Annotated in this window: 27 protein-coding genes; 24 read left to right on the forward strand and 3 right to left on the reverse strand. The window is 47.2% G+C overall.

From position 1 onward, the window contains the following. Positions 1-8 precede the first annotated feature (8 nt). The 6 genes from N179_RS00505 to N179_RS00530 all read left to right on the forward strand — a co-directional run bounded on the left by N179_RS00505 (position 9) and on the right by N179_RS00530 (position 8,379). Positions 9-1,364, forward strand: coding sequence for a carbohydrate ABC transporter permease (locus N179_RS00505; protein ID WP_023467408.1), 1,356 nt, complete (start codon positions 9-11; stop codon positions 1,362-1,364). Between the two features lies 1 nt (position 1,365). Then, a complete protein-coding gene (locus N179_RS00510) occupies positions 1,366-2,199 on the forward strand; it encodes a sugar ABC transporter permease (RefSeq protein ID WP_023467409.1) in 834 nt (277 codons plus the stop codon). A 22-nt stretch (positions 2,200-2,221) separates the two neighbouring features. Then, positions 2,222-3,745 (forward strand): alpha-amylase family glycosyl hydrolase, encoded by a 1,524-nt coding sequence (locus N179_RS00515; RefSeq protein WP_035398431.1) that lies wholly within the window; start codon positions 2,222-2,224, stop codon positions 3,743-3,745. A gap of 34 nt (positions 3,746-3,779) precedes the next feature. Continuing rightward, on the forward strand, positions 3,780-4,811 hold the full coding sequence (locus tag N179_RS00520; RefSeq protein WP_035398727.1) for a LacI family DNA-binding transcriptional regulator: 1,032 nt from the start codon (positions 3,780-3,782) through the stop codon (positions 4,809-4,811). 227 nt (positions 4,812-5,038) lie between these two features. Continuing rightward, positions 5,039-7,339 (forward strand): glycoside hydrolase family 65 protein, encoded by a 2,301-nt coding sequence (locus tag N179_RS00525; protein WP_075642002.1) that lies wholly within the window; start codon positions 5,039-5,041, stop codon positions 7,337-7,339. Between the two features lie 188 nt (positions 7,340-7,527). Next, a complete protein-coding gene (locus N179_RS00530; protein ID WP_023467413.1) occupies positions 7,528-8,379 on the forward strand; it encodes a YitT family protein in 852 nt (283 codons plus the stop codon). A 50-nt stretch (positions 8,380-8,429) separates the two neighbouring features. Here the strand turns inward: N179_RS00530 and N179_RS00535 are convergent, their stop codons facing one another. Continuing rightward, positions 8,430-9,239 carry a Cof-type HAD-IIB family hydrolase gene (locus N179_RS00535; protein WP_023467414.1) on the reverse strand — a complete coding sequence of 270 codons (810 nt, stop codon included), beginning with the start codon at positions 9,237-9,239 and terminating at the stop codon, positions 8,430-8,432. Between the two features lie 198 nt (positions 9,240-9,437). Here N179_RS00535 and N179_RS00540 point away from each other — a divergent pair, with 198 nt between their 5' ends. The 15 genes from N179_RS00540 to N179_RS00610 all read left to right on the forward strand — a co-directional run bounded on the left by N179_RS00540 (position 9,438) and on the right by N179_RS00610 (position 21,763). Next, a complete protein-coding gene (locus N179_RS00540) occupies positions 9,438-9,632 on the forward strand; it encodes a YjzD family protein (protein ID WP_023467415.1) in 195 nt (64 codons plus the stop codon). A gap of 63 nt (positions 9,633-9,695) precedes the next feature. Further along, a complete protein-coding gene (gene iadA, locus N179_RS00545) occupies positions 9,696-10,829 on the forward strand; it encodes a beta-aspartyl-peptidase (protein WP_058712896.1) in 1,134 nt (377 codons plus the stop codon). A gap of 13 nt (positions 10,830-10,842) precedes the next feature. Next, a complete protein-coding gene (locus N179_RS00550; protein ID WP_023467417.1) occupies positions 10,843-11,331 on the forward strand; it encodes a thioredoxin family protein in 489 nt (162 codons plus the stop codon). Beyond that, complete coding sequence (locus tag N179_RS00555) at positions 11,324-12,103, forward strand: phosphatidylserine decarboxylase (protein ID WP_051353617.1); 780 nt, start codon at positions 11,324-11,326, stop codon at positions 12,101-12,103. The genes N179_RS00550 and N179_RS00555 overlap by 8 nt, the downstream gene beginning before the upstream one ends. Positions 12,104-12,153: 50 nt before the next feature. Beyond that, positions 12,154-13,503 carry an ArsB/NhaD family transporter gene (locus N179_RS00560; protein WP_023467419.1) on the forward strand — a complete coding sequence of 450 codons (1,350 nt, stop codon included), beginning with the start codon at positions 12,154-12,156 and terminating at the stop codon, positions 13,501-13,503. 136 nt (positions 13,504-13,639) lie between these two features. Beyond that, complete coding sequence (locus N179_RS00565; RefSeq protein ID WP_023467420.1) at positions 13,640-14,224, forward strand: YqeG family HAD IIIA-type phosphatase; 585 nt, start codon at positions 13,640-13,642, stop codon at positions 14,222-14,224. A 143-nt stretch (positions 14,225-14,367) separates the two neighbouring features. Beyond that, positions 14,368-15,477: a ribosome biogenesis GTPase YqeH gene (yqeH, locus tag N179_RS00570; RefSeq protein WP_023467421.1), complete on the forward strand. Its 1,110-nt coding sequence runs from the start codon at positions 14,368-14,370 to the stop codon at positions 15,475-15,477. After that, entirely contained in the window at positions 15,477-16,265 is a 789-nt protein-coding gene (gene aroE / locus N179_RS00575; protein WP_035398421.1) for a shikimate dehydrogenase, read from the forward strand. Before yqeH ends, aroE begins: the two co-directional genes overlap by 1 nt. A 2-nt stretch (positions 16,266-16,267) precedes the next feature. Further along, entirely contained in the window at positions 16,268-16,561 is a 294-nt protein-coding gene (gene yhbY, locus N179_RS00580) for a ribosome assembly RNA-binding protein YhbY (protein ID WP_023467424.1), read from the forward strand. Continuing rightward, complete coding sequence (nadD, locus tag N179_RS00585) at positions 16,558-17,127, forward strand: nicotinate-nucleotide adenylyltransferase (RefSeq protein WP_023467425.1); 570 nt, start codon at positions 16,558-16,560, stop codon at positions 17,125-17,127. Before yhbY ends, nadD begins: the two co-directional genes overlap by 4 nt. Next, entirely contained in the window at positions 17,117-17,692 is a 576-nt protein-coding gene (gene yqeK, locus N179_RS00590; protein WP_075642003.1) for a bis(5'-nucleosyl)-tetraphosphatase (symmetrical) YqeK, read from the forward strand. Before nadD ends, yqeK begins: the two co-directional genes overlap by 11 nt. After that, complete coding sequence (rsfS, locus tag N179_RS00595) at positions 17,689-18,036, forward strand: ribosome silencing factor (protein ID WP_023467427.1); 348 nt, start codon at positions 17,689-17,691, stop codon at positions 18,034-18,036. The genes yqeK and rsfS overlap by 4 nt, the downstream gene beginning before the upstream one ends. Continuing rightward, positions 18,036-18,764: a class I SAM-dependent DNA methyltransferase gene (locus N179_RS00600; RefSeq protein WP_055966955.1), complete on the forward strand. Its 729-nt coding sequence runs from the start codon at positions 18,036-18,038 to the stop codon at positions 18,762-18,764. The genes rsfS and N179_RS00600 overlap by 1 nt, the downstream gene beginning before the upstream one ends. 228 nt (positions 18,765-18,992) lie before the next feature. Next, positions 18,993-19,601, forward strand: a complete 609-nt coding sequence (locus N179_RS00605) for a helix-hairpin-helix domain-containing protein (RefSeq protein ID WP_075642617.1) — start codon at positions 18,993-18,995, stop codon at positions 19,599-19,601. A 74-nt stretch (positions 19,602-19,675) separates the two neighbouring features. After that, entirely contained in the window at positions 19,676-21,763 is a 2,088-nt protein-coding gene (locus tag N179_RS00610; protein WP_244150193.1) for a DNA internalization-related competence protein ComEC/Rec2, read from the forward strand. Between the two features lie 36 nt (positions 21,764-21,799). On the opposite strand, the gene N179_RS00615 is transcribed toward N179_RS00610, so the two are convergent. Continuing rightward, complete coding sequence (locus N179_RS00615) at positions 21,800-21,961, reverse strand: YqzM family protein (protein ID WP_023467431.1); 162 nt, start codon at positions 21,959-21,961, stop codon at positions 21,800-21,802. Between the two features lie 100 nt (positions 21,962-22,061). Here N179_RS00615 and holA point away from each other — a divergent pair, with 100 nt between their 5' ends. Both holA and N179_RS00625 read left to right on the forward strand, forming a co-directional pair. Then, positions 22,062-23,063, forward strand: a complete 1,002-nt coding sequence (gene holA / locus N179_RS00620; protein WP_023467432.1) for a DNA polymerase III subunit delta — start codon at positions 22,062-22,064, stop codon at positions 23,061-23,063. A gap of 13 nt (positions 23,064-23,076) precedes the next feature. Beyond that, positions 23,077-23,520 carry a GNAT family N-acetyltransferase gene (locus N179_RS00625; RefSeq protein ID WP_041255011.1) on the forward strand — a complete coding sequence of 148 codons (444 nt, stop codon included), beginning with the start codon at positions 23,077-23,079 and terminating at the stop codon, positions 23,518-23,520. Between the two features lie 126 nt (positions 23,521-23,646). On the opposite strand, the gene rpsT is transcribed toward N179_RS00625, so the two are convergent. After that, on the reverse strand, positions 23,647-23,907 hold the full coding sequence (rpsT, locus tag N179_RS00630; protein WP_023467434.1) for a 30S ribosomal protein S20: 261 nt from the start codon (positions 23,905-23,907) through the stop codon (positions 23,647-23,649). A gap of 232 nt (positions 23,908-24,139) precedes the next feature. On the opposite strand from rpsT, the gene lepA reads away from it, so the two are divergent. Beyond that, on the forward strand, positions 24,140-25,963 hold the full coding sequence (gene lepA, locus N179_RS00635; RefSeq protein ID WP_023467435.1) for a translation elongation factor 4: 1,824 nt from the start codon (positions 24,140-24,142) through the stop codon (positions 25,961-25,963). The last annotated feature ends 53 nt before the right edge of the window (positions 25,964-26,016 follow it).

Raw genomic sequence — 26,016 nt, forward strand, 5'->3', positions numbered from 1 at the left:
AACGGACGATGGCTGCGATTGCAACACCACACCCGACGAATCCAACGCCTGAAAAAAAGACGAACCACCGCACGATTGCGGCGCTGATGTCGATCATTCCAGGAGTAGGACAACTATACAATAAACAATTCCTTAAAGGCGCGACATTTTTTGTCGTCGTACTATCATATTTTCTCGTCAACTTTGAACTGTTCTTCAAAGGAGCCGGAAATGGTCCTGGCGATCGCGGAGCGATCTGGGGCTTGATTACACTCGGTGAGGTACCAGGCGTAAGGGGGGATCACTCGATCTTTCTAATGGTCGAGGGCATCATTGCCTTGATTTTACTTGTCTTTGGTATCGCCATTTACGTCTGGAACTTTATCGATGCGTATCGAATCGGTAAGTTGCGCGACATGAACCTCGAAGTACCTTCCTTGAAGATGCAACTACGGAACTTCCGCGATAATGGATTCCCGTATGCGATGTTGATTCCTTCGTTAGTACTTTTAGTGTTCACAGTCGTCTTACCGTTGATCTTTACTTTCTTAATTGCTTTTACGAACTATAAGTTCAACAACTCGCCTCCAGCAAAGCTGGTCGACTGGATCGGGATTCAAAACTTCTTGAATATCTTTACGGTTGATATTTTCCGCGATACATTCGTCAGCGTTCTTGGTTGGACGCTTGTCTGGACCGTCGCTTCGACGACAGGTGTCATCGCGATCGGTATCGGACTTGCAGTCTTGCTGAACCAAAAAGGACTCAAAGGAAAGCGGTTCTTCCGTTCCATCTTGATCCTGTCATGGGCAGTACCAGCCTTCATCACGATTTTGATCTTCCGCTCGATGTTCAATGAGACATTCGGTGTCTTCAATACGACATTGTTACCAGCGATCGGTCTTACTGACGGTGTCGACTGGATGACAGATCCGACGTATACGAAGCTTGCTTTGATCGGGATTCAGTGGTGGTTAGGTTTCCCATACATCATGACACTGACGACGGGAATCTTGCAGTCGATACCAGAAGATCTTTATGAGGCAGCAACAATCGACGGAGCGACAGCAGGAGAGAAGTTCCGCTTGATCACATTGCCGATGATTCTTTTCGCAACAGCACCGATCTTGATCACGCAGTATACGTTCAACTTCAATAACTTCAATATCATCTATCTCTTCAACAACGGTGGACCGGCAGTACCAGGTCAATCGGCTGGTGGAACGGATATCTTGATTTCGTGGATTTACAAATTGTCGCTTGGTGCGAACCCGCAGTATGGATTCGCAGCAGCGATCACGCTTGTGTTGTCGTTCTTCATCATGACGATTGCCGTCATTCAGTTCAAGCGTTCAAAATCATTCAAAGATGAGGATATGATCTAATATGAGAAAACAAAACCGAATCAACATGGCGTTGTCATATCTCATTTTGACGGTCGCCTCCATCATTATCGTCTATCCACTCCTTTGGGTCGTTGGTACTTCACTTAACCCAGGGAAAAGTATTACATCGGATATCTTCCCAAGTAATCCGACTTTGATTCACTACTTCGATTTGTTCGATCCATCAAAAACGGATTATGGCATGTGGTATTTAAACACAATCAAGATTGCCGTCATCACGATGGTCGTCTCCGTCGCTCTAATCACGTTAACAGGATACATTTTTTCACGCTATCGCTTCGTCGGTCGGAAAAATTCACTGATCTTGTTCCTCGTGTTGCAGATGGTACCGCAATTCGTTGCCATTATTGCGATTTATGTCTTGCTTAATATGTTAGAATTGTTTGATACGCATCTGGCGCTTATCCTACTCTACTCGGGTGGAGCGATTCCAATGAATACGTATCTTGCAAAAGGATATTTTGATACGATTCCAAAAGAACTCGATGAGGCGGCACGGATGGATGGTGCCGGTCACTTACGAATCTTCTGGCAAATCATCTTACCGCTCGCAAAACCGATGGTCGCCGTCATCGCGTTGTTCAACTTCATGGCACCATTCAACGACTTCATTTTAGCATCGCTCGTCCTGCGTTCTCCTGAGAAACAGACACTTGCGGTCGGGTTGTACAACATGGTGTCGGAGCAGTTCGACAATAACTTCACGTTATTTGCGGCAGGTGCCGTATTATCAGCAGTTCCAATCGTTCTTCTCTTCTTCGCATTCCAGCGCTTCTTCGTGTCTGGATTGACGGCTGGTGGAACAAAAGGATAATCATAAGGGGGAAATCAGCGGCATGAGACGAGGCATAATGCTTCTCCTCTTGCCGCTTCTCTTGTCTATCGGGCTTCAACCGATGACGGGTGAAGCAGCAGGTTGGGAAAAAGAACGAATGTATTTCATCATGGTCGACCGGTTCGAGAATGGCGATCCGAGTAATGATAAAGAGGCGGATCCTGAAAATCCAAAAGCGTTCCAAGGTGGCGATTTAGCAGGCGTGACGAAACGTCTCGATTACATCAAGGAAAAGGGATTCACTTCGATTTGGTTAACGCCGATCTTTAAGAACCGTCCGAACGGTTATCATGGATACTGGACGGATGATTATTACGAGATTGATCCGCACTTCGGAACAAAGGAAGAGTTTAAACGTCTCGTCAAAGAAGCGCATAAACGGGATATCAAGGTCGTCCTTGATCTTGTCGTCAATCATTTAGGACCAAATCATCCGATGGTGAAAGAAAAACCGGAGTGGTTCCATAAAAATCAACCGATCATGAATTGGAATAACCCGTCGGAAGTCGAGAATAACTGGCTGTTCGATTTACCGGACTTCAATACGGAAAATCCAGAAGTCGTCGATTATTTAGTTGATGTCGCGAACTACTGGGTCGATGAAACGGGTATAGACGGATACCGGCTCGATACAGTTCGCCATGTGCCAGCCTCATTTTGGGAAACGTTTATCCCAGCAGTCAAAGAAAAGCATCCAGACTTATTCTTGTTGGCTGAAGTATTCGATGGAGATCCGCGAAAAATCGCGTCCTATTCGAAATTAGGTTTTGATTCCGTGACGAACTTCCCGTTTTATTATGGAGTCAAGGATCAGTTTGCCCGCAAAAATGGTTCAGCGGAAGAGCTCGATTCAGTTTATAATCGAGATACTACGTTTAATCCGAATGCCAAGGGACTTGCAACCTTCATTGATAATCATGATGTCAAACGCTTCATCACGGAAGCAAAGATTGGTGGAGCAGACGAAGAGGAGCGGCAGCTTCGGTTGGCGCTGTTCGCACTCTATGCTGCCCCGGGGATGCCGATTGTTTACCAAGGAACAGAGGTAGCGATGCCAGGTGGCGAGGATCCTGGAAACCGGATGATGATGACATTTGATCAAAACAAGAAGATGCAACAGTACGTAAAAACGTTGAACGAGATGCGTCAGGATTACCCAGCGTTTGCAACAGGGAAGCAACGCTTGATCGCAAAAACCGATCATATGGCAGTCTACTCACGGGAGACGAAACAACAACAAGTCGTTTACGCGATCAATCTTGGAGAAAAAAAGACGAGCTTACGCGTGTCTGCGAAAGAAATCGGTGATGACCAGCGTTTAAGAGGACTTTTATTCTCAGACTTGGTGCGTCAAGATGGTGACGCCTATGAGATCACACTTGATGCAAATAGTGCGAATAGCTATGTCATCGAAAAGTCACAAGTCAACTGGTGGTCGATCATTGCCATTGGTGCGATCGCTCCGATTTTAGCGCTCATACTTCTTCTCGTTCACCGTAAACGCATGCAACGTCAAACAAAATAAAATACTTAACTAGGGGAAATGTGAGGTGAAGGGGATGCAGGTAACAATCAAGGATGTAGCACGGGAAGCGAATGTCGCACCCTCGACGGTATCACGCGTCATTGCGAATAGTTCACGCATCAGTCAAAAGACGAAGGAACGGGTGCGCCAGGCGATGGATGAGCTCGGATATTATCCGAACGTTCATGCTCGCAGTCTAGCGAATCGAACGACACAAGCGATCGGTCTCGTCATGCCAAGTGCTGCAACAAAAACGCTACAAAACCCGTTCTTTTCGGAGGTCATTCGAGGAATCAGTACAAAAGCGCATCAAAATGGATATTCGCTCTATATGACGACAGGTGTCTCGGAAGAAGAAGTATATGAAGGTGTCGTCTCGATGGTTCAGGGCCGTCGTGTCGATGGTGTCGTCGTACTGTATTCCCGTACGGATGACAAAGTCGTTCAATTTCTACAAGACTCGAAGTTTCCGTTCGTTGTCGTCGGAAAACCATTCAGTGATTCATCACATGTCACGTATGTCGATACGGATAATTATCTAGCCGGTCGCGAAGTGACGAAGTACTTGCATCAACTTGGGCATGAGTGTATCGCATTCGTAGGAGGCGCACAGGACCTAGCTGTGACGCAAGAGCGTGTCGGTGGCTACAAGACGGCTCTCATGGAAGAGGGCATTCCGATTCAAGAATCCTACATCGTCAGTGCACCATTCATGACGACAGGAGGAGCCGAGGCAGTCAAGCGACTGATGTCGCTTGAACATCCGCCGACGGCTGTCGTCGTTAGTGACGATATGATGGCACTTGGTGTCATGAGTACACTGAATGAGATGGGGATTGGTGTGCCGGATCAAATGGCCGTCGTCAGTTTCAATAACTTGTTCATCGCAGAATTCTCAAGCCCACCGTTGACTTCTGTTGAAATCAATATTTTTGGACTTGGTTTTGAAGCGACGAATTGTTTGATTGAACAAATCAATGAAGATGCGACCCCTTATGGGAAACGCGTCATCGTTCCGCATTATCTCGTCGTTCGTCAGTCTTGTGGCGGAAAATCTGAAGCATGAAATGACAGTCTATTTTTAAGCCGATTGGTTTGAAAATAGACTTTTTTTGATTCAAATGGATATCGATTTCTAGTAAAAGGAAGCGGTTGCAGAAAAAGAAATTTATTTTCGTGCAAACGATTGCATTGATGCTTTTTATGTGTACAATAAAGAATGTATAGTATAGATGAAACGCTTACATGATCAGGGTGACCGACATGCGTAGCATAAAAAGGAGCGACTTGACGATGAAACGACTTTTTGAGGTCAATGAGTGGAAAATTACAGAGCTTGGTTTTCATCCAGAAGATAATCGATTGGCAGAATCGATGACATCGATCGGAAACGGTCATATGGGAATGCGCGGGACGTTTGAAGAAGAGTACACAGGGGACACGCATCAAGGCATGTATGTCGCAGGTGTTTACTATCCGGATAAGACACGTGTCGGCTGGTGGAAAAACGGTTATCCAGAGTACTTTGCGAAAGTACTCAATGCTGTCAATATCATGGGATTGAAAGTATCCGTCAACGGAAAAGCTGTCGATTTGAACACGTGGGAAGTCATCGACTTCAAACGCGAACTTGATATGCAACACGGTGTGTTGACACGGACGATGCTATTGAAGAATGGGGTAGAGGAAACGAAAGTCGAATCCAAGCGTTTCTTCTCGATCGTTGATAAAGAAATCGCTGCCTTGCAATATACGGTGACGCCTGTCAATTTTGAAGCAGAAATCGTCATTGAATCGTATCTCGATGCAGATGTTGAAAATGAAGACTCGAACTATGACGAGAAGTTCTGGCTTCCTGTCGAACACGGAATTGAAGAACGGTTTGGTTATGTCATATCAAAAACGAAAAAGCTCGATTGGCATGTGACGGCAGCGATGATCACGGACGTCGAAGGCGCACGGTGTGAGGTCGTCGATGGCAATACGCAGTACGTCGCGAATCGTTTCACGAAACAAGCCGCAGTAGGTGAGGGTGTCACAGTCGAAAAATTCGTCGCACTCGTAACGAATCGCGACCATGACATCGATGCGCTACTGGAGCAAGCGATGAAACGTGTTCACGTCGCATTCGAATCAGGCTTTGAACCATTGCTTGCGACACATGAAGCAGCTTGGTTGCACCACTGGGAAGAAGCGGACGTGAAAATTGAAGGAGATGTCGAGGCACAGCAAGGGATTCGTTTCAACATCTTCCATATGTTCCAGACCTACACAGGTGAAGATTCACGCCTGAATATCGGACCAAAAGGATTCACGGGCGAGAAGTATGGTGGTGCGACGTATTGGGATACAGAAGCGTACTGCTTGAACTTCTACCTTGCGACGTCGAAACCGGAAGTTGCTTGGAATTTACTCAAGTATCGTCACAATCAATTACCGCAAGCGAAAGAAAATGCGGATAAGAATGTCGGAATGAAGGGTGCACTTTATCCGATGGTAACGATGAACGGAGAAGAGTGCCACAACGAGTGGGAAATCACACATGAAGAAATTCACCGGAACGGTGCAATCGCGCATGCGATTTATAATTACACGAACTACACGGGAGACACGTCGTACCTCGGACAATACGGATTTGAAGTGTTAGTCGAGATTTCCCGCTACTGGGCAAGTCGTGTCAATTACGTCGCGCATAAGGACGTTTACATGATTCTTGGCGTGACGGGACCAAACGAATACGAGAACAACGTCAACAACAACTGGTATACGAACCTGATTGCGGCATGGTGTCTCGAATATACGCAGACCGTCCACCGTCATTTGGCAAAAGAAGAGCCAGAACGTCTGCAAGAACTCATGCATCAATTAGCGTTGACGGATGAGGAGCTGGCGAAGTGGGCAGATATCGACGCGAAGATGTATTATCCAAAAGATGAGGCAGCCCCTGGAATCTTCATGCAACAGGATGGCTTCATGGATAAGGAACAAATCTTGGTCGCTGACCTCGATCCAAAACATCTTCCGCTAAACCAGAATTGGTCATGGGACCGGATCCTTCGCTCTGTCTTCATTAAACAAGCAGATGTCTTACAAGGTCTTTACTTCTTGACGGATCGCTTCAGTGTAGAAGAGAAAAAAGCGAACTTCGATTTCTATGAACCACGCACGGTTCATGAATCGTCATTATCACCATGTATCTACTCAATCATTGCGGCGGAAGTCGGTTATGAGGAAAAAGCGGTCGAACTGTACCAACGCTCAGCACGACTTGACCTCGATAACTACAACAATGATACGGAAGACGGGTTACACATCACGTCGATGGTTGGATCATGGATGTCGATCGTCCACGGATTCGCTGGATTACGGGTGGCGAACGATACGTTATCCTTCAAGCCGATGTTGCCAAAAGGCTGGACGAGCTATACGTTCCGGATGCAATGGCGCGGTCATCATATCCATGTCCATGTACAGCCGAATGCCGTCGAAATCGCCCAAACAGAAGGCGAAGCATTCAGCTTAAACGTTCATGGAACAACTGTTGAAGTTCCGGCAGGAGGACAGATTACAGTTCCTGCTTCGATGACAGTATAAGAGAGAAAAAAGAACCGATTTTTGAGTCGGTTCTTTTTTTTGTGTGTAACAAGAAGCAGGACACCTTTGTCACAAATGAAAACGCCATCATGAAAAAGAACATCAATCTTTGGAAATCTTGACTATCCGACGACATTTGAATGTGCTAAAGTGTTTCAAGATAGTTATGAATGAGAGGAGAACGGCGTGTGACAGCAGTAGTAAAGGAAAGTATGTTAAAAGTGATCGTGGCTTCGATTGGGGGATTCGTCATTGCCGTTGCCATGAACTGGTTTTTGATTCCGAGTGGGGTCTATTCGACTGGATTTACAGGACTTGCCCAAATCTTGACGCAAGTCCTTCAAAATACAGCATTTGCGTTTGGTGAAAACGTCTGGTTCTTGGCGTTGAACATCCCTTTGATCGTGCTCGCATGGATCATGTTAGGTCGGAGTTTTACAATCATTACGTTGGTTTCGGTATTGGCAACGACGATTTTCATTGGTCTTATTCCTCAATATGCTGTCATACCAGGTGATCAAACACTGAATGCAGTGTTTGGAGGGGTCTTGCTTGCGATCGGTACCGGTATAACGATTAAGTTCGGTGCTTCGACAGGTGGTTTCGATATCGTTGCCCTCATCTTTGCTCGTTTCTCCGATCGTAGTGTCGGCTTGTATCTGTTCGTCTTGAATTTCTTAATCGCATTATTAGCAGGCGCATTGTTCGGTTGGTCGACTGCTTTATACACGATCGTCTTCATCTACGTGACGTCTAAGGTCGTCGATGAGATTCATACGAGCAATCAGCGCCTGACGATCTTCATCGTCACGAATCATGCGGATGACATCACGACGGCTTTGCATCAGCATATCATCCGAGGAATCACGCAAATTCCTTCGATTGGAACGTATTCGCGAGCTGAAAAAGCGACGTTGATGATGGTCATCGAGCGTCACGAATTGCGGGACATTGAACGAATTTGCCGGGAAGCGGACGAGACAGTATTCATCAACGTCGTCGCAACGGACTCGGTCGTCGGATACTTCCGAAAAGGATAATGAAAAAGGCACTTGCTCTGCGATATGCAGCAAGTGCCTTTTATCTGTTATCATGCGAGTCCAAGAACGTGTCTCAAGTAATACGCGATCCCGTCATCCTCATTTCGCTTCGTCGTGCCGTTTGCCAGATGCTTCAGCGCGGGGATGGCATTACCCATCGCGACACCATGTCCAGCATACTCGATCATCTCTAAATCGTTTTCCTCATCACCGAACGCAACGATCTGTCGCGAATCAATTCCAAGGTGGTGTGCGATATGAGCAAGACCGACCGCTTTGCTTGTACCTTTTCGCATCACTTCGACCATGAATTCAGGCTTCACCCATTGACGATTGAGTACCGTCTCAGCATGGATACCAGATAGTTCGGAGCGGATCTCGTCGACGTGTTCTCCTTTGGCGTGAATCAAGAGAGACGTCGGTTCGTGAAGAAGCAGCTTTCGTAAATCTCCGGTCGTGACAGATAAGGCATGGTCGGTATAAAATTCGTAAATGCCGACTGGGTCATATTGAAAATAGACATGATCCGTGACTTCGCAGACAATATTTTGTGTTTTCGTCTCAGCGACGGATTCTAAAATATGTTGAACAGTTTTTAATGGAATCGGATGATGCTGGACTTCAAAGTGATTATCTTGCGGGTGATGAACGAGACCACCGTTAAAATTAACGATCGGTGTCGTCAAACCGAGCTGTTCGTAATATTTCCTGGCGTGACGAAATGGTCGTCCAGTTGCGATGACGACTTCGTGACCGTTCGCACGCGCACGCTGGAGCGCAGCGATATTCGCAGCGCTGATTGTCTTATCATCTTTTAAAAGGGTGCCGTCGAGATCGACAGCAATTAAGTGACGGGTCATAATGAAATCCTCCGCTTTCTTTTCGTTAATTCTACTGTAGCATATGAAGCGATTGTCCTTCGTATGAAACGATTAAGTTTTTCAAGGAAAAGAAAGCGCTTGAAAAAATTAGAGAAAAGCTGTTGCTTGGATTAAAAAATGGTATACTACAAATCGTAGGATAACTCTATAGTACGTTATGGAAACGGAGGGGAAATCATGCGTTTTCTCGTTACATTCTTTTGGTCATTCTTACTCGTGAACACGGCTGTGTTCATCGTATCGGCAGTTGATGCAGTAACGTATAGCTTCGGATTCGCGACAGCTATGTCTGTCGTCACTTCACTTGTCGTCTTCGCACTCGATGCCGTCAATGAAGATTTAGGTCTTGGTCAAGGGACTAAGGCAGAATAAGGAAAAGCGAGATGTCGTCATATGGGCGATAGGCTCGCTTTTTGTCTTAAGGAGGAATGATTGATGATCGTCATCGAACAGGTTCTGTGGCAAGAGATGCCGCAAAATGTCTACATCGCAGGAAACCAGATCATCGGAATCGGTTCCTACACCATAGATGAAGCACTGATTACGCACCGGATTGATGGTCGCGGCAAACGGCTAGTCCCCGGATTCATCGATGGACACTTACATCCGATCGGTGGAGGAGGAGAAGGGGGATTTGCCACACGAACGGCTCCGCTGACTGTTCGTGACATATTCGAAGGTGGTGTCACGACGGTTGTCGGATTGCTCGGAACGGACGGCTGGACGCGAACTGGAATCGATCTACTGGCACATATACGGGGATATGCTGCATCTGGTATCCGTCCCTTTCTATTAAGCGGAAGTTATATGGTTCCGCCGGTCTTCCTGACGCAATCGACAGGACATGATATCGTCCTCATCAATGAAGTGATTGGCATCGGAGAGATTGCCATCAACGATCACCGATCGACACAACCGACGGCTCATGAACTCGCGCGATTAGCGTCAGAAGCCCGAATTGCCGGCATGGTCAAAGGAGTGTCGGGAACGATGAACGTCCATATCGGAGACGGGAAACAAGGGCTCGATCTGTTACATGAGGTGATTGATACGACGGACCTCCCCATCGGACAATTCCTTCCGACGCATATCAACCGAAGTGAACGAATCTTTGAAGCGGGACTTGGCTGGGCGAAACGAGGAGGACGGATCGATTTCACGACGTGTACGACGGAAACTTTCATTGCGGAAGGCGAGATTCCAGCAGGACAGGCTGTCGCCCGTGCTTTAGCAGCGGGAATTCCACTCGAGCAGATCACGATGTCGAGCGATGCTGGCGCAAGTCTTCCGGCGTTTGATGAGGCAGGTCGATTAGTGCGAATTGATACAGGAAAACCCTCTTCCTTGATGCAAGCCGTACGCGATGCAGTGGAGCAGGGTGTTGCTTTTGATCAGGCAATCGCGACGATTACGCGGCATGTCGCGGATGCATATGGTATACCGGGCGGGCGAATCGCGGTTGGAGAAAGAGCGGATCTGTTACTGATTGATGACGCTTTGCAAATCGATACGATTCTTGCGAATGGTCATGCTATAATGATTCAGAAAAAATGGCTAATACCAGAATGACGGAGGGATAGACGTGTCAAAGAAGTCGAAACGAAAAAACACGAAAAAACCGCAATCCAAAGCAAACTGGATTACAGCGGGAGTCATCGCCTTGATCGTATTGGTTGGGGGGTTACTGCTCGTCTTCACGGATCGAGAAGATTCTGCATCGAAGAATGGCAATCTAACGGCTACACAAGTCGCAGATAAAGTGAAATCCGGTGATGAATTCTATACGTATTTCTATCAAACGGGATGCGTCCACTGTGAAAAAGTAAAACCATATCTCGTTCCGCTTGGTGAAAAACAAGACATTCCATTCGAACAGATCGATCTTGCTGTCGAACAGTCGGCTTGGGACACGTTTGGCATCGAGGGTACACCGACGGTCGTTCACTTTAAAGACGGTAAGGAAGTCGGACGCGTAGCAGGTGAACAAACAGAAGACAGCTATAAAGAGTTCTTCGCTGGAAAAGACGTAAAGGACTCAAAAGAAGAATCATCTGGTGATCTCAATGATTAAAAAATGGTTTTACTCTCGCGTGTTCGAATTAAATGGACACCCGCTTGTTGCTAAACAACTGAAACGGTTTGCGATGAGCCGTATCAGTCGTCCGTTCATCCGTCCGTTCGTTCAGGCATACGATTTAAATATGACAGAAGCGACTCAGAATTTAGAAGCGTATTCGAGTTTACATGACGTTTTCATTCGTCATGTCAAACCGGAAATGCGACCGATCGATCAAGCAGAAGGTGCATTCGTCAGTCCGTGTGACGGTGTATTGTCTGTCGTTGACGATTTGACGGCTGATAGCCGCTTTACTGTCAAAGGACAATCGTATACGGTATCCGAGTTACTCGGTTCCCATCATGAAGCACAGCAATATGTTGGTGGACGTGTGATGATCTTTTACTTAAGTCCGCAAAACTATCACCGGGTTCATGTGCCGATGGATGGAACAGTCCGGACGAGCTATACGCTCGGTCGCGATTCGGCACCGGTGAATGAGATTGGTCTTACACATGCGCTTCGCCCGTTGACACGTAATTACCGTCGCGTGACGCGCATCGTCCAAGGGAAACATGCACTTGAACATGTCATGGTCGGTGCACTGAACGTTAACTCGATCGTTCGGACGAACGAGTCGAAGGACCTTCGTCGCGGGGATGAGTTTGGATACTTCTCATTCGGTTCGACGGTCGTCCTGATTTGTCCGAAAGATGCATTGACGTTAGACAGCCAAGCGATTGGACCGGTTTTAATGGGGCAACGCCTCGGACAATGGCATTCATGACAGCGAGGCGCCCGTTATGGGCGTCTCCTTACATTTAGGAGGAATGAATCATGCCGGCACTGGCATTAGCAGAAATCGGAAGTACGCAGGTCCAAACGTATATCGCACTCATTATTTTTTTAGTGACCTATGGCTTCATCATCAGTGAAAAAATTAGTCGAGCAATCGTTGCCTTACTTGGAGCGCTCGCGATGGTCATCATCGGCATTGTGGATCTCGAGACTGCATTGTTTGAATATATCGAGTGGGGAACAATCGTCTTATTGATTGGGATGATGATTCTCGTCACGATTGCCAATCAATCTGGCTTGTTCGAATACATCGCGATCCGCGCTGCGAAGACGACAAAAGGTGATCCGATCAAGGTATTGGTTTTACTGTCCGCATTGACAGCACTCGGATCTGCATTCCTTGATAACGTCACGACGGTTCTATTGATCGTTCCAATCACGTTTTCGATTACGAAGATACTGAAGATCGCGCCGTTTCCATTCTTGCTCGCAGAAGTCCTATTTGCGAATATCGGTGGAACAGCAACGTTGATTGGGGATCCACCGAACATCATGATTGGTGCTGCGAATCCACACTTGACGTTCAATGCCTTTTTAGTGAATCTCGCACCAATCATCCTCGTCATCACGGTCGTAACGATCGGCATTCTTTACTTCGTCTTCCGGAAGCAACTACATGTTGAAGCGGAAGATCGGCAGAAACTGATGGAAATCGATGAGAAGAGTTATATCGTCAGTCGAAAATTGGTCGCACGAAGCAGTATCGTCCTCGTCAGTACGATTGCGCTGTTCGTACTGCATCCGGTGCTTGATCGCATCGGACTCCATCTCGAAGCACCGGCGATCGCGATTCTTGGAGCGACAATCCTGATGTTGCTGACGATTGAAAACGATCATCAGCTAGAAGGAATCTTTGCTCGTGTTGAATGGACGACGATTTTCTTCTTCGCTGGACTATTCGTGCTCGTCGGCGGGATTCAAGAAGCAGGTATCATTCGCTACCTTGCTGAAAAGACGATTGATCTGACAGGCGGTGACATTCAGACGACAGCGACTGCTGTACTTTGGTTGTCTGGTATCGCCAGTGCGACGATCGATAATATCCCGTTCGTTGCGACGATGATTCCACTCATCAATGATGTAGCTGCTGGAATTGGATTATCACCAGCAGATGCGAAAGTGGACGTATTATGGTGGTCCCTCGCACTCGGTGCCTGTCTCGGTGGTAACGGAACATTGATCGGTGCATCGGCGAACGTCATTGTCGCGGGTCTCGCGACACGACAAGGTGAAAAATTCACCTATATGCGCTTTTTGATTTACGGAGCACCGATCACGATCGTAACGTTGATTCTATCCCAACTCTATTTGTGGATTCGGTATTACTAAGAAAACGGAAGGTTCGCCTTCCGTTTTCTTTTGTGCGTCGCTCTTACTACCTGATTGTGCTATAATCGAACGATAAGAGCATAACTGTTTCTTAAACTTAACTATAGAGCTAGACCATTATCTGGAGGTTTTATTCTTGTTCAAACGACTTTATCCGAAACATTTCGTGGCTTCGATCTACGATATCGACCTTGAAATGCTCAAACGAAACGGTGTCAAAGCGATTTTGACCGATCTTGATAATACGCTCGTCGCATGGAATATCGCAGATGCTCCAGACGAATTGGTTGCTTGGCTGGATATGGTGAATAATCAATATGGTTTCGACGTCATCATCGTATCGAACAATAACGGAGACCGCGTCAAGAAGTTTGCGGATCCACTCGGATTGCATTATATTGCGCCTGCTCGAAAACCGCTTCCTATCGGGTTTAAACGGGCATTGACGGAATTCGGTTATCACGCGAAGGAAGTTGTCTTCTTAGGAGACCAACTTTTCACGGATGTACTCGGTGCAAACTCCGTTGGAATCGAAGTCATCCACGTTCAACCTGTCGTTAAGACGGACGGTGTCGTCACGAAATTCAATCGCCTGATGGAACGTGTCATTTTCCGCCGGATGAAACGCAAAGGAATCTATAAATTGACACAACGCGTCAAGGAAGATCCTTCTGCACTGGAGCATCCGATCGAAACACTTCGTCAGGATAAGCAACAATAACCCTGTCAGATCGGTAGATGAAAGGGAAGGCAGCAGTCGCAACATGTACGGCGAGAGGTCGGAAGTTACGCTCTTGGAGTAGCGAGCAGGGCGCTACGGTGAAAAGAGAAGGGATATCGTTCCCGCATGCGGCTCAACATAATATGATCGAAGAAATCCACTGCGCTGGCTGTGGTGTCGCCATTCAAACGGAAGACACGAAAGCACCAGGATACGCACCTAAATCTGCACTTGATCGTGAAATGGTCATTTGCCAACGTTGCTTTAAATTAAAGCACTACAATCAAATTCAAGATGTATCGTTATCGGACGATGATTTCGTTAAAATCTTAGACGGAATCGGTCAAAAAGATGCACTTGTCGTTAAAATCGTTGATATCTTCGATTTTAATGGAAGTTGGTTACCGGGCTTACATCGGTTCGTCGGTAAAAACGATGTCTTACTCGTCGGGAACAAAGCCGATTTATTACCGAAGTCACTCAACCCGAACCGCCTCATGAACTGGATGCGTCAAGCATCGAAAGAACTTGGATTACGTCCAGTCGACGTTCATCTGATCAGTGCGAAAAAAGGGCACGGAGTCGATGAACTCGCTGAAAAAATCGATTATTATCGAAAAGGTCGCGACGTCTATGTCGTTGGTTGTACGAACGTCGGGAAATCGACACTGATCAACCAAGTCATCAAACGCTTCGGTGAAGAAGATGAAGCCGTCATCACGGTCAGTCACTTCCCAGGAACGACACTAGACTTGATCGACATTCCACTCGACGATAACTGTAACCTGTATGATACACCGGGGATCATCAATCATCACCAGATGGCTCACTATGTTGATGCAAAGGACTTGAAGCTGATCACACCGAAAAAAGAGATCAAGCCACAAGTCTTCCAAATCCATCCGCAACAGACACTCTTCTTCGGAGGTCTTGCACGATTGGACTATATGGAAGGGAACAAGCGTTCATTCGTCATCTACATGTCGAACGAATTGAAAGTTCACCGGACGAAGCTTGAAAAAGCAGACGATTTATACGCGAACCACAACGGTGAGCTGTTGTCTCCGCCAAACGAAAAGACGCGGGAGATGCTACCGCCGCTTGTCCGTCATGAATTCAGCCTCCGCGACAACATGAAGACGGATATCGTCTTCAGTGGACTCGGGTGGGTTGCGGTTCACGGAAAAGGTGGACGTGTCGCTGCTTATGCCCCGAAAGGTGTCGCTGTATCCTTACGTGAGGCGCTCGTCTGATGCGCTTTGCCGTCATCGGTCATCCGATTGCCCATTCACTTTCACCTGAGCTGCATACAGCTTGGCTGGAAGCGGCTGGGCTTTTCGGCTGTTATGACCTCATCGATGTAACGGAGCAGCAATTGCCGCAAATCATTACGAAATTACGCACACATCAGCTAGACGGAATCAATGTGACGATTCCACATAAAACAGCAATTATCCCGTATCTGGATCGGCTAGAGCCGGCAGCTCAAAAAGCAGGCGCCGTGAATACGGTATATCGGCAGGATGGGCAGTTGATTGGTGCGAATACAGATGGAATCGGATTCGTCCGCGCATTGATAGAACGTCGTCCGTCATTTCAAAAGACGCTCGTTCTTGGTGCGGGCGGTGCGGCGCGAGGCATCATTGCTGCGTTGCCCGGAGATGTGACGATCACGAATCGTACAGAAGAACGCTCTAAGGCAGTTGCCGATGAATTCGGAGCAACCGTTCTACCATGGCAAGAAACATTTGATTTAACGAGTTACGACGTCATCATCAATACGACTTCTGTCGGGATGGCGCCACATATCGAGGCACGTCCGATCGAATTGACGGAGACGCACGCCTTGATTTGTGATATTATTTATCGACCGACGCCGACCCGTCTATTGCGTGAAGCGACCGAAAAAGGTCTCGACACACTTGACGGCGTCCCGATGTTCGTCTTACAAGCGGCTGAAGCATTTGAACGCTTCACCGGACAAGCGCCTGATCTTGCACTTGGCGAGCAGGTGATACGAAAGCAATTGGAGGAATTTTAATCATGTTAACAGGTAAACAAAAACGTTTTTTACGCGCGACAGCTCATGACTTAAACCCGATTTTCCAAGTCGGTAAAAATGGAGTCGGCGAAGCGATGTGCGCTGATTTGATGGATGCGCTCGAAAAACGGGAACTCTTGAAAGTACAAGTATTGCAAAATTGTGCGGACGCACCAAAGGATGTCGCACAAGAACTCGTCGCAGGAACGAATGCTGAACTCGTTCAAGTCATCGGAAAAGTCATCGTTCTCTATAAAGAATCAAAAGAGAACAAGACGCTCGAATTGCCACGATGAAAATCGGACTGATGGGCGGAACGTTCGATCCTCCGCATATCGGTCATCTCCTGATTGCCGAACAAGCGCAGGAACAACTCGAACTCGATGCGGTCTGGTTCGTACCAGCGAATGTGCCACCGCATAAACAACGTACAGTCACAGACGCAACCAAGCGTTTACGCCTTGTAGAAGAAGCAATTGCATTGAATCCTGCTTTTTCCGTCTCAGCAATCGAGTTTGAGCGCGAAGAGCCTTCTTATACGTATGATACGATTCGTGCACTCAAGCACCGGTACCCGGAGCATGAGTTTCTGTTTCTCGTTGGAGCAGACTCACTCGTGAGTCTCGATACGTGGTATCAAGCCGAACGGTTATACAAGGAAGTCGTCTTTGGTGCCGTCGCTCGACCAGGCAGTCGGTATCTGATTCCGCGCGGTGCCCGTGTGAAAGCGGTCGATATGCCATTGCTAGAAATTTCTTCGACGGATATCCGGCAACGGGTCGCGCGCGGACGGAGCATTCGCTACCTTGTACCGGAAGCCGTTCGACAACGGATTGAGGAGTGGAATCTATATGCGCCTTGAAGAAGCACGTCAAATCATTGAGCGTACGTTGCCTGAGCGACGCTATGTGCATACATTAGGTGTCGTCGAAACAGCGCGACACTTAGCTCTTAAATATGGTGTTGACGAAGAAGAAGCAACACTTGCTGCTATGCTTCATGATTATGCGAAATACCGCGATACGAATGAGATGCGTTCGATTGCCGTTGAATTGAATCAACGTGTTTTACTCGATTACGATGACGAACTGCTTCATGCGCCAGTAGGTGCGGAGCTTGTCCGTCGAGAACTTGGTCTTGATTCAGATGTAATTTATCAGGCCATCGCAAATCATACGACGGGGGCACCCGATATGCCGTTGCTCGATCAAATCATCTTCGTCGCGGATGCGATTGAACCAAATCGCAGTTATCCAGGTGTCGAAGCGCTTCGTGAAGTAGCGGAGCAGGATTTGACGGACGCCGTCATTGCAACACTCAGTCAGACGATTCATTTTTTATGTAAAAAACAAGCCATCATCTTTCCGCGAACGATTGAGACTTATAATGCCTTCGTCGCGGCCAAACGAAAGGGGACCGTCCTATGACAGTCGAACAAGAATTACAATTAATCGTAAATGCCATCGACGATAAACGCGCTGAAGATATCGTCGTCCTGAATATGTCGAGCATCTCACCAGTTGCCGACTACTTCGTCATCTGTGAAGGGAATTCAGAAAAACAAGTACAGGCAATCGCACGTGAACTCAAAGAAGTCGCGCACGAACATAACCTGCCGATCAAACGTCTCGAAGGATTCGATGCGGCACGTTGGGTGTTAGCGGATCTTGAAAACGTCGTCGTTCACGTCTTCCACCGTGACGATCGTGATTACTATAATCTCGAAAAACTCTGGGCAGATGCTCCAAAGGTTGAAGTCGAGGTCAACTAATGGCATACGAACAGTTCGCCTACATCTATGATGAATTGATGCAAGACGTCCCGTACGATCAATGGGTCGACTGGGTCAAAGCATACGTTCCGACTGGCAGTACGATTGCTGATATCGGATGTGGAACGGGTACGGCGACGCTTGCATTAGCGGCACACTATAAGATGCTCGGAATCGATTTATCGGAAGAGATGCTCGAAGTCGCGCAGGAAAAAGCGATGGAAGAGGGATTACACATTCAATTCTGGGCGCAAGACATGCGCGAAATCGAATTGCCGACACCTGTCGATGCCGCGACGATCCTATGCGACTCCTTGAACTATCTCCGGACGGAAGAGGATGTCAAACAGACGTTTACACATGTAGCAGCAATCCTCAAAGAGGGTGGACGTCTCTTATTTGATACACACTCTCCATACAAGATGGAAACATTGTTCAATGGAAAGACATATGCGACACATGCGGAGCAAAGTTCGTATATCTGGTTCGCGGATCCTGGTGAAGCACCGCTTTCTGTCGTCCATGAACTGACTTTCTTCATCGAGGAAGAGGACGGTCGCTATGAGCGTGTCGATGAAACGCATCATCAGCGGACGTATCCTCCAGCACAGTACGTGACGTGGTTACGCGACGCCGGATTCCGGGTTCTTGCGGTCACAGGCGATTTTGGACCGGATGCTCCTTCTGAGACAGCCGAGCGGATTTTCTTCGTTGCTGAAAAAATGTAAAAGTGATCTCATCCGTCTTCTTTAAGCGATACACGTTCGTGTTGCTTAAAGAAGACGGATTTTTTGTTCGTCAAACAGATGCTAATTCAAAGTAACGGTATGGATGATATGACCTTTATCCGACATAACACACCGTATCATGTTGTAAAAGAGTGGTTAGTACGTATTCCTTCGTTTCCTGAAGTCCGTAGCGACCTGTTAGAGTCGTGGAAAAAGGAGGGATTCGTCTTGACCGTTCCACGTTTGCAACAGATCGCAGGTCTCGTCGTCGTCCTGCTACTCATCATTTTATTGTTCGTACCATTACCCTCTTGTTCGAATGAAGCGATGGTCGATCAACCGTCCTTAACGGATAAACAACAAGAGGCAAAAGCAGAGCCAGCAGAAAAAGATACCTCGATTCGTGACAAACTCATCATGGTCGATGTGAAAGGGGCGGTAGAAGCACCTGGACCCTATCAATTTCACCTCGGTGATCGAGTGAAGGATGCAATCGAAAAAGCAAAGACGACTGAGAAAGCTGACATTCGACAAATGAATCTCGCGGCACGTCTCATTGATGGACAGGAAGTCATCGTGCCGGTAAAAAAGACGAAAGATCAGCCGAAACCAACGAAACGCTCAAAAGCAGAGATACCAAAAGGACTGATTGACCTCAATGCGGCAACGGTGGAACAGTTGATGGAGGTTCCGGGAATCGGTCCTGCCAAAGCAGAAGCGATCTTAGCCTATCGTGAGGAGAAGGGGGGATTTGCGACGTATGAATCACTCGGAGATGTGAAGGGCTTTGGGGAAAAGACGTTAGAATCGCTTAAATCCTACCTGATCGTCTACTGATGCCACTTCATGCGCTGTTCGTTCTCTGACTCATTGTCGCCATTAAAGAATCGATCTGGTGGTTAGTGACGCTGATGCTATTTACTGTCATGAAGTCATGGTCTTTTTCAATCGGTCGTCTTTTCTTTTTGTTCATTCTGAGTTGTCTATTCATCGGAATGTGTCATCTGTCACCTGAACCGCACGACGTCTCGTCTGTTGACATCTTATCAGGTAAGCGTAATGGGGATCGAATTCGCTATGAGGCGGAGAGCAACGGTCAATCGATTCTATTGACGGCAACGATTGCAGAAGATGAGACAGGATACGAACGAATTGGTTACTCCTGTCACGTCGATACGGAACCGCTCGATGTCCGTCAACAATCGAATGCGGGAGGTTTTGACGAACTGCAATTCATGCATACGAATCGTTACGCTGGAAAGTGGGAAGTACGTTCGTTTGATTCCTGTCATCCGACACTTGGATATGCGGCAGAAGGAAGACGGGTACGTGAAGCATGGTTGAAACGGATAGAAGACTTGTTACCACAAAAGCAAGCATTCTACGTCGAAGCACTTGTATTTGGTGAGGATCGATTAATGGATCAAGTGACGCTCGAACGGTTTAAGAAATTCGGCTTATTACATGCGATCGTCATCTCAGGATCACATATCGCTTTTTTAGTGTTTAGTCTGCTGTACGTCTTACGAAAAATCAGGATGACAAAAGAAAAACGACTTGATATCGTTCTGATTTTACTGCCGATTTACGGATGGTTGACGGAGTGGAGTCCTCCAGTCACTCGGGCTGTGCTCGTCGCGATCATTCTGTTGCTCGGTCGTCGTTTCCACAAACCGTTAGATCCGGTCGAGGTCATTGCGGGGGTCGCGGCTTTTCAATTAGCGATTCAACCAACTGTCATTTACGATATCGGATTTCAATTGACGGTCGGACTGACGCTGTTTCTTGTGCTGTCGAGACGACTCATGGGTTCGGTTCGTCGTCCTTGGAACTGGCTACTTATCAGTGCGTGGGCACAATTCGGAACCCTTTTGTTTTTACAGGGGATTGAACAAACAACGGTTTCAATCTGGTCTCCGTTGTTGAATTTATTAATTGGTAGCTGGATTGAGTGGGTGATTCTGCCAGGATCGTTCCTCCTTGCGACGCTTCCATTTTTACCGCTCAGTTCGACGTTTCAGATTGCGCATCAGTACGCGATTCAATGGATGGACCAAGCATTACAGCTAGCGGAACATCTGCCGTTAGCAATGGTTGCCGTTCCAACATTTTCTCCGATCGTCTTGACAATCGTCGTTGTCGGAACGGGAATCGCTTGGTTCATTGCTGAACGGAGATGGTGGGGGCATGCTCTCCCATTGGTCCTTTTGCTTACGGCATGGGGTTACACGGAGTGGCACGTACCTGAACAAATCACGTTTTTAGATGTCGGGCAAGGGGATAGTATCGTACTTGAGAAAGCAGGAGAGACGTTCGTCGTAGACACAGGTGGTGTTTATCAGCAAACGACGCATCCACTGCTTCGTCCGTTTGATCCGGGTGGTCATATCGTCGCGCCCTTTTTATTCACACGAGGAGAAGCAGAAATCGACGGTCTCATCGTGACACATGCTGATCACGATCACGTCGGTGGACTGCTAGGATTACTGCGTCAAGTTCGTGTGAAAACCATTTATTTAGGGGCGTATGACAACACGGATGAGAAGCGAAACGATTTGATTCATTCGATCGAAGCAACTGGAACGCATGTCAAGTTCGTTCAAAAGGGACAAACGATTCGTCCTTGGTTACATGTACTTGCACCGACTGGACGAGAAGAAGAAGAGAACGATCGGTCTATTATATTACTTGCACAGATTGCCAAACAACGTGTTTTACTGACGGGTGACGCTGGCCTAGCAATCGAGGACGAATTAACGATTGGTCCGATCGATATTCTAAAAGCAGGTCATCATGGTTCGAACACGTCGACCGGTGAAGAACTCTTGCAGAAGACAAATCCGAAGATTGTCATCTTATCAGTCGGACGAAAAAATCGATACGGGCATCCGCATCCGGACGTGCTTGAGCGGATCGGGACAGATCGGATCGTCTTTCGAACGGATGAGGACGGGAGTGTAACTTGTTCTTCAGCGGGCTGTGAACCTATGATAAAATAAAAAAACAGCAACCCCCCAAGGTTGCTGTTTTACTGATTATAGACTTAAGAACTTAATTGCGACACCGATGATGAACAAGACTGCGAAGAAGCCGAATGATGCACCAAAACCAACGGCAGAGTCGAGCGCATCGTTGCGTTTTGATTGAATATCGTTCTCGAACGCGTTTTCACTTGGTGGGCGTACTGAATGTGCCATGCTGCATTCCCCCTTAATAGATTCCGCTTCTAGTATAGCGGAATAAAAGAGGATTATCTATGATGAAGTTAAGAACAAACTGTGAAATGTGGTGGGAATGATGAAAACTCCTTGGCTCGTCAATGGAAAATTAGCGAATTTATACTTATTATATGGAACAGAACGACACTTGTTAGAAGAATGGGAACGTGAAATCGTAAAAGCGGCTCTTCCGGACGGAGAACGCTTTGATTATATGAAAATCGATTTGAACGACCAACCGCTTGATGCGGTACTCGATGAAGCGGAGACGGTACCCTTTTTAAGCGACTACCGTGTCGTCGTTGCAAAACCTGCAACGTTTCTGACAGGAGCGAAAGATAAAAAACAACATAATCTCGAACGGTTAGCAGATTATATCCTACAACCGGCAGACTACGCGGTGGTTGTCTTGATCGTCGAAGCAGAAAAGCTCGATGAACGAAAAACCGTCGTCAAACGATTGAAGGAGCGCGCGACGGTACTAGAGGCAAAAAAACCGACGACCGAAGAGTTGTTCCGCTTCGTTCTGGATGCTGTCAACGACAAAGGATACCGGATGGAACGTCCAGCAATCGAGCGACTCATTTTCTTGACTGCTGAGATGTGGGGGACATTAGCCCATGAACTTGAGAAGTTGATGTTGTTTGCAGGGGACCGACCAACAATCGAAATCGAGGATGTCGATTTGCTTGTTCCGCGAACATTAGAGGACAACGTCTTTCAATTAACGGACTACTTGATGAAGCGTCAACTCGAACCAGCGATCCGCTTGATTCGCGACCTTGAAAAACAAGGACAGGAAGTGTTGGCTCTCCTTGGACTGATGGCACGCCAATACCGGATGATGTTGCTGTCGAAACGATTAGCAGAACAAGGATACGGAGAACGACAAATCGCATCAAAAGTCGGAGCTCATCCGTATGCGATCAAATTGGCACTCCAGTCTGCCAAACGGTTTACGTTTGCGCAGCTCGAGCAAGCACTCATCGCCATCACGACGACAGATGAAGGTATGAAAACAGGACGCGGTGATAAGAAGATTCTATTCGATGCGTTGATTGTTCGCTTAGCGACGCTATAAGAGGAGGCAAACGATGATGGAAGTCCAGATCATTACAGCAGAAGAGGTCATCCCATTACGGCATGATGTGTTACGTCCCCATCAACCACGTGAAGCATGTATCTACCCAGACGATGCGCTTGCATCGACGTTTCATCTCGGCGGGATAAAAGCACAACAAATCGTCGCAATCGGTAGTTTCTCGGAACAATCTCATGCACAAGCGCCAGGAGCGACGTATCAGCTTCGTGGTATGGCGTCGAGTGAAGACGTGCGTGGTGAAGGGTATGGTCGGGCGCTGATTGAAGAAGCCCGTCGTCTATTGAAAGAACGACAAGTGACAGCATGGTGGTGTAACGCCCGCGTCACGGCACTTCCTTTTTATGAGCGCCTCGGACTGGAACGTGTTGGAGAACCGTTCCTCATTGAAGGGATCGGTCTTCACTATGTCATGATCGATCGTCTAGACGACAAGTAAGACAAGAAATGGCGGACGAAGGAATCGTTTTACACGAGTCCTTCGTCCGCCATTTTAGATCATATAAAAAATCGCCACTGGAGATACCTCCTAGTGGCGACCCATCACCGTATTCTTCGGAAAGAATTAAAGTGCGTTTACGAGTTTAGCGAGACGTGATTTGTCACGACCAGCTTTGTTGCTGTGGATGAGACCTTTAGCAGCAGCTTTGTCGATTTTTTTAGAAGCTGTAGCGAAAGCAAGGACCGCTTGGTCTTTGTTACCTTCAGCTGCGAAAGTTTCGACTGCTTTAATCGCTGAACGCATTGCCGATTTACGTTGTACGTTAGCGACGCGGCGTTTTTCAGCTGTTTTAACGCGTTTGATTGCTGATTTAATGTTAGCCATGGATGATTCACCTCCAATAAAACTCATTCGAGATTTATATTCGCATATCTGCAGTTATCGTTCAACAGAACAAACACAATTGTAGCAAACGTTTTTCTTAAAAGCAATACGACGTCTAGGGAATCTTCACATTTTGTTTTTCGGGTAAAACAAAACGAGATAGTACAGTGAAGCGCTTTTTGGTATAATGAACCGTATGTACGTTTGAAAATAAGGTAAGGTGACTCTAAACATGACGAATGAAGACCGTTTAAAGCGGCAGAAGAGTATTCGTAACTTCTCGATCATTGCCCATATCGATCACGGGAAGTCGACACTCGCTGACCGAATTTTAGAAAAAACTGGCGCGTTGACATCGCGCGAAATGAAAGATCAGACACTTGATGCCATGGATCTCGAACGTGAGCGTGGCATCACGATTAAACTCAACGCTGTTCAATTGAAGTATACAGCAAAAGATGGGGAAGATTACATTCTTCACCTCATTGATACACCTGGACACGTCGACTTCACATATGAAGTCTCGCGTTCACTTGCAGCTTGTGAAGGGGCTGTCCTCGTCGTCGATGCGGCGCAAGGAATCGAAGCGCAGACGCTTGCGAACGTTTACTTAGCACTCGACAACGATCTCGAAATCCTTCCGATCATTAACAAAATCGATTTACCTTCTGCGGATGTCGAACGCGTCCGTCAAGAAATCGAAGATGTCATCGGACTTGATGCATCTGAAGCCGTTCCGACTTCTGCGAAGGCAGGGATCGGTATTGAAGAAATTCTCGAACAAATCGTCGAGAAAGTACCAGCGCCGACGGGTGATCCGTCTGCACCACTCGAAGCATTGATCTTTGACTCCTATTATGACGCTTACCGTGGTGTCGTAGCATCGATTCGAATCGTCAACGGAACAGTTAAAGTCGGCGATAAGATTCGGATGATGTCGACAGGTAAGGACTTTGAGGTTCTGGAACTTGCCGTTGCGACACCAAAACCATTACGTCAGCAAGAATTGACGGTCGGTGATGTTGGGACGTTGTCTGCTTCGATCAAAACGGTCGGCGACGTACGTGTCGGGGATACGATTACGCTTGCGAAACAGCCAGCTACTGAAGCACTGCCAGGATACCGTAAGATGAATCCGATGGTATACTGTGGACTCTATCCAATCGATGCTGCGAAATACAACGATTTACGAGAAGCGCTTGAAAAACTACAACTTAGTGACGCGGCGCTTGAGTTCGAACCAGAGACATCACAAGCACTCGGATTCGGATTCCGTTGTGGATTCCTCGGGATGCTCCACATGGAAATCATCCAGGAGCGAATCGAACGTGAATTCAACATCGATATGATCACGACGGCACCATCGGTTATCTATCACGTGACGACGACAGCGGGTGAAGTCTTGCACGTCGATAACCCATCGAAGATGCCGGATCAGCAAAAAGTCGAATTCATCGAAGAGCCGTTCGTTAAGGCTGCTGTCATGACACCGAATGATTACGTTGGTGCGATCATGGAGTTGTGTCAAAAGAAGCGTGGGACATTCGTTGACATGCAATACATCGATACGACACGTGTCAAAATCACGTATGAGTTACCGTTATCTGAGATCGTCTACGACTTCTTCGATCAGTTGAAATCGAGTACGAAAGGGTATGCGTCACTTGATTATGAATTGATCGGCTACCAACAGTCGCGTCTCGTCAAGATGGACATCCTGCTCAACAACGAGAACGTCGATGCGCTCAGCTTCATCGTTCACCGTGACTTTGCGTACGAACGCGGGAAAGTCATCGTTGATAAGTTGAAAGAATTGATTCCGCGGATGCAGTTCGAAGTGCCGATACAGGCCGCTGTCGGAACGAAGATTGTCGCTCGTTCGACGATCAAGGCATTACGGAAGAACGTTCTCGCGAAATGTTACGGGGGAGATATCTCTCGGAAACGGAAGCTGCTCGAGAAGCAAAAAGAAGGTAAGAAACGCATGAAGATGGTAGGCTCAGTAGAGGTACCGCAAGAAGCCTTCATGTCCGTTCTATCCATGGACGAAGATTAAACAGGTGGGGGGCGCTTGCGTCCCCTTTTTGGTTTTTATAGAGAAAGGATGAG

Source organism: Exiguobacterium indicum HHS 31 (assembly GCF_001939065.1).
GTDB classification, from domain to species: Bacteria; Bacillota; Bacilli; order Exiguobacteriales; family Exiguobacteriaceae; genus Exiguobacterium_A; species Exiguobacterium_A indicum.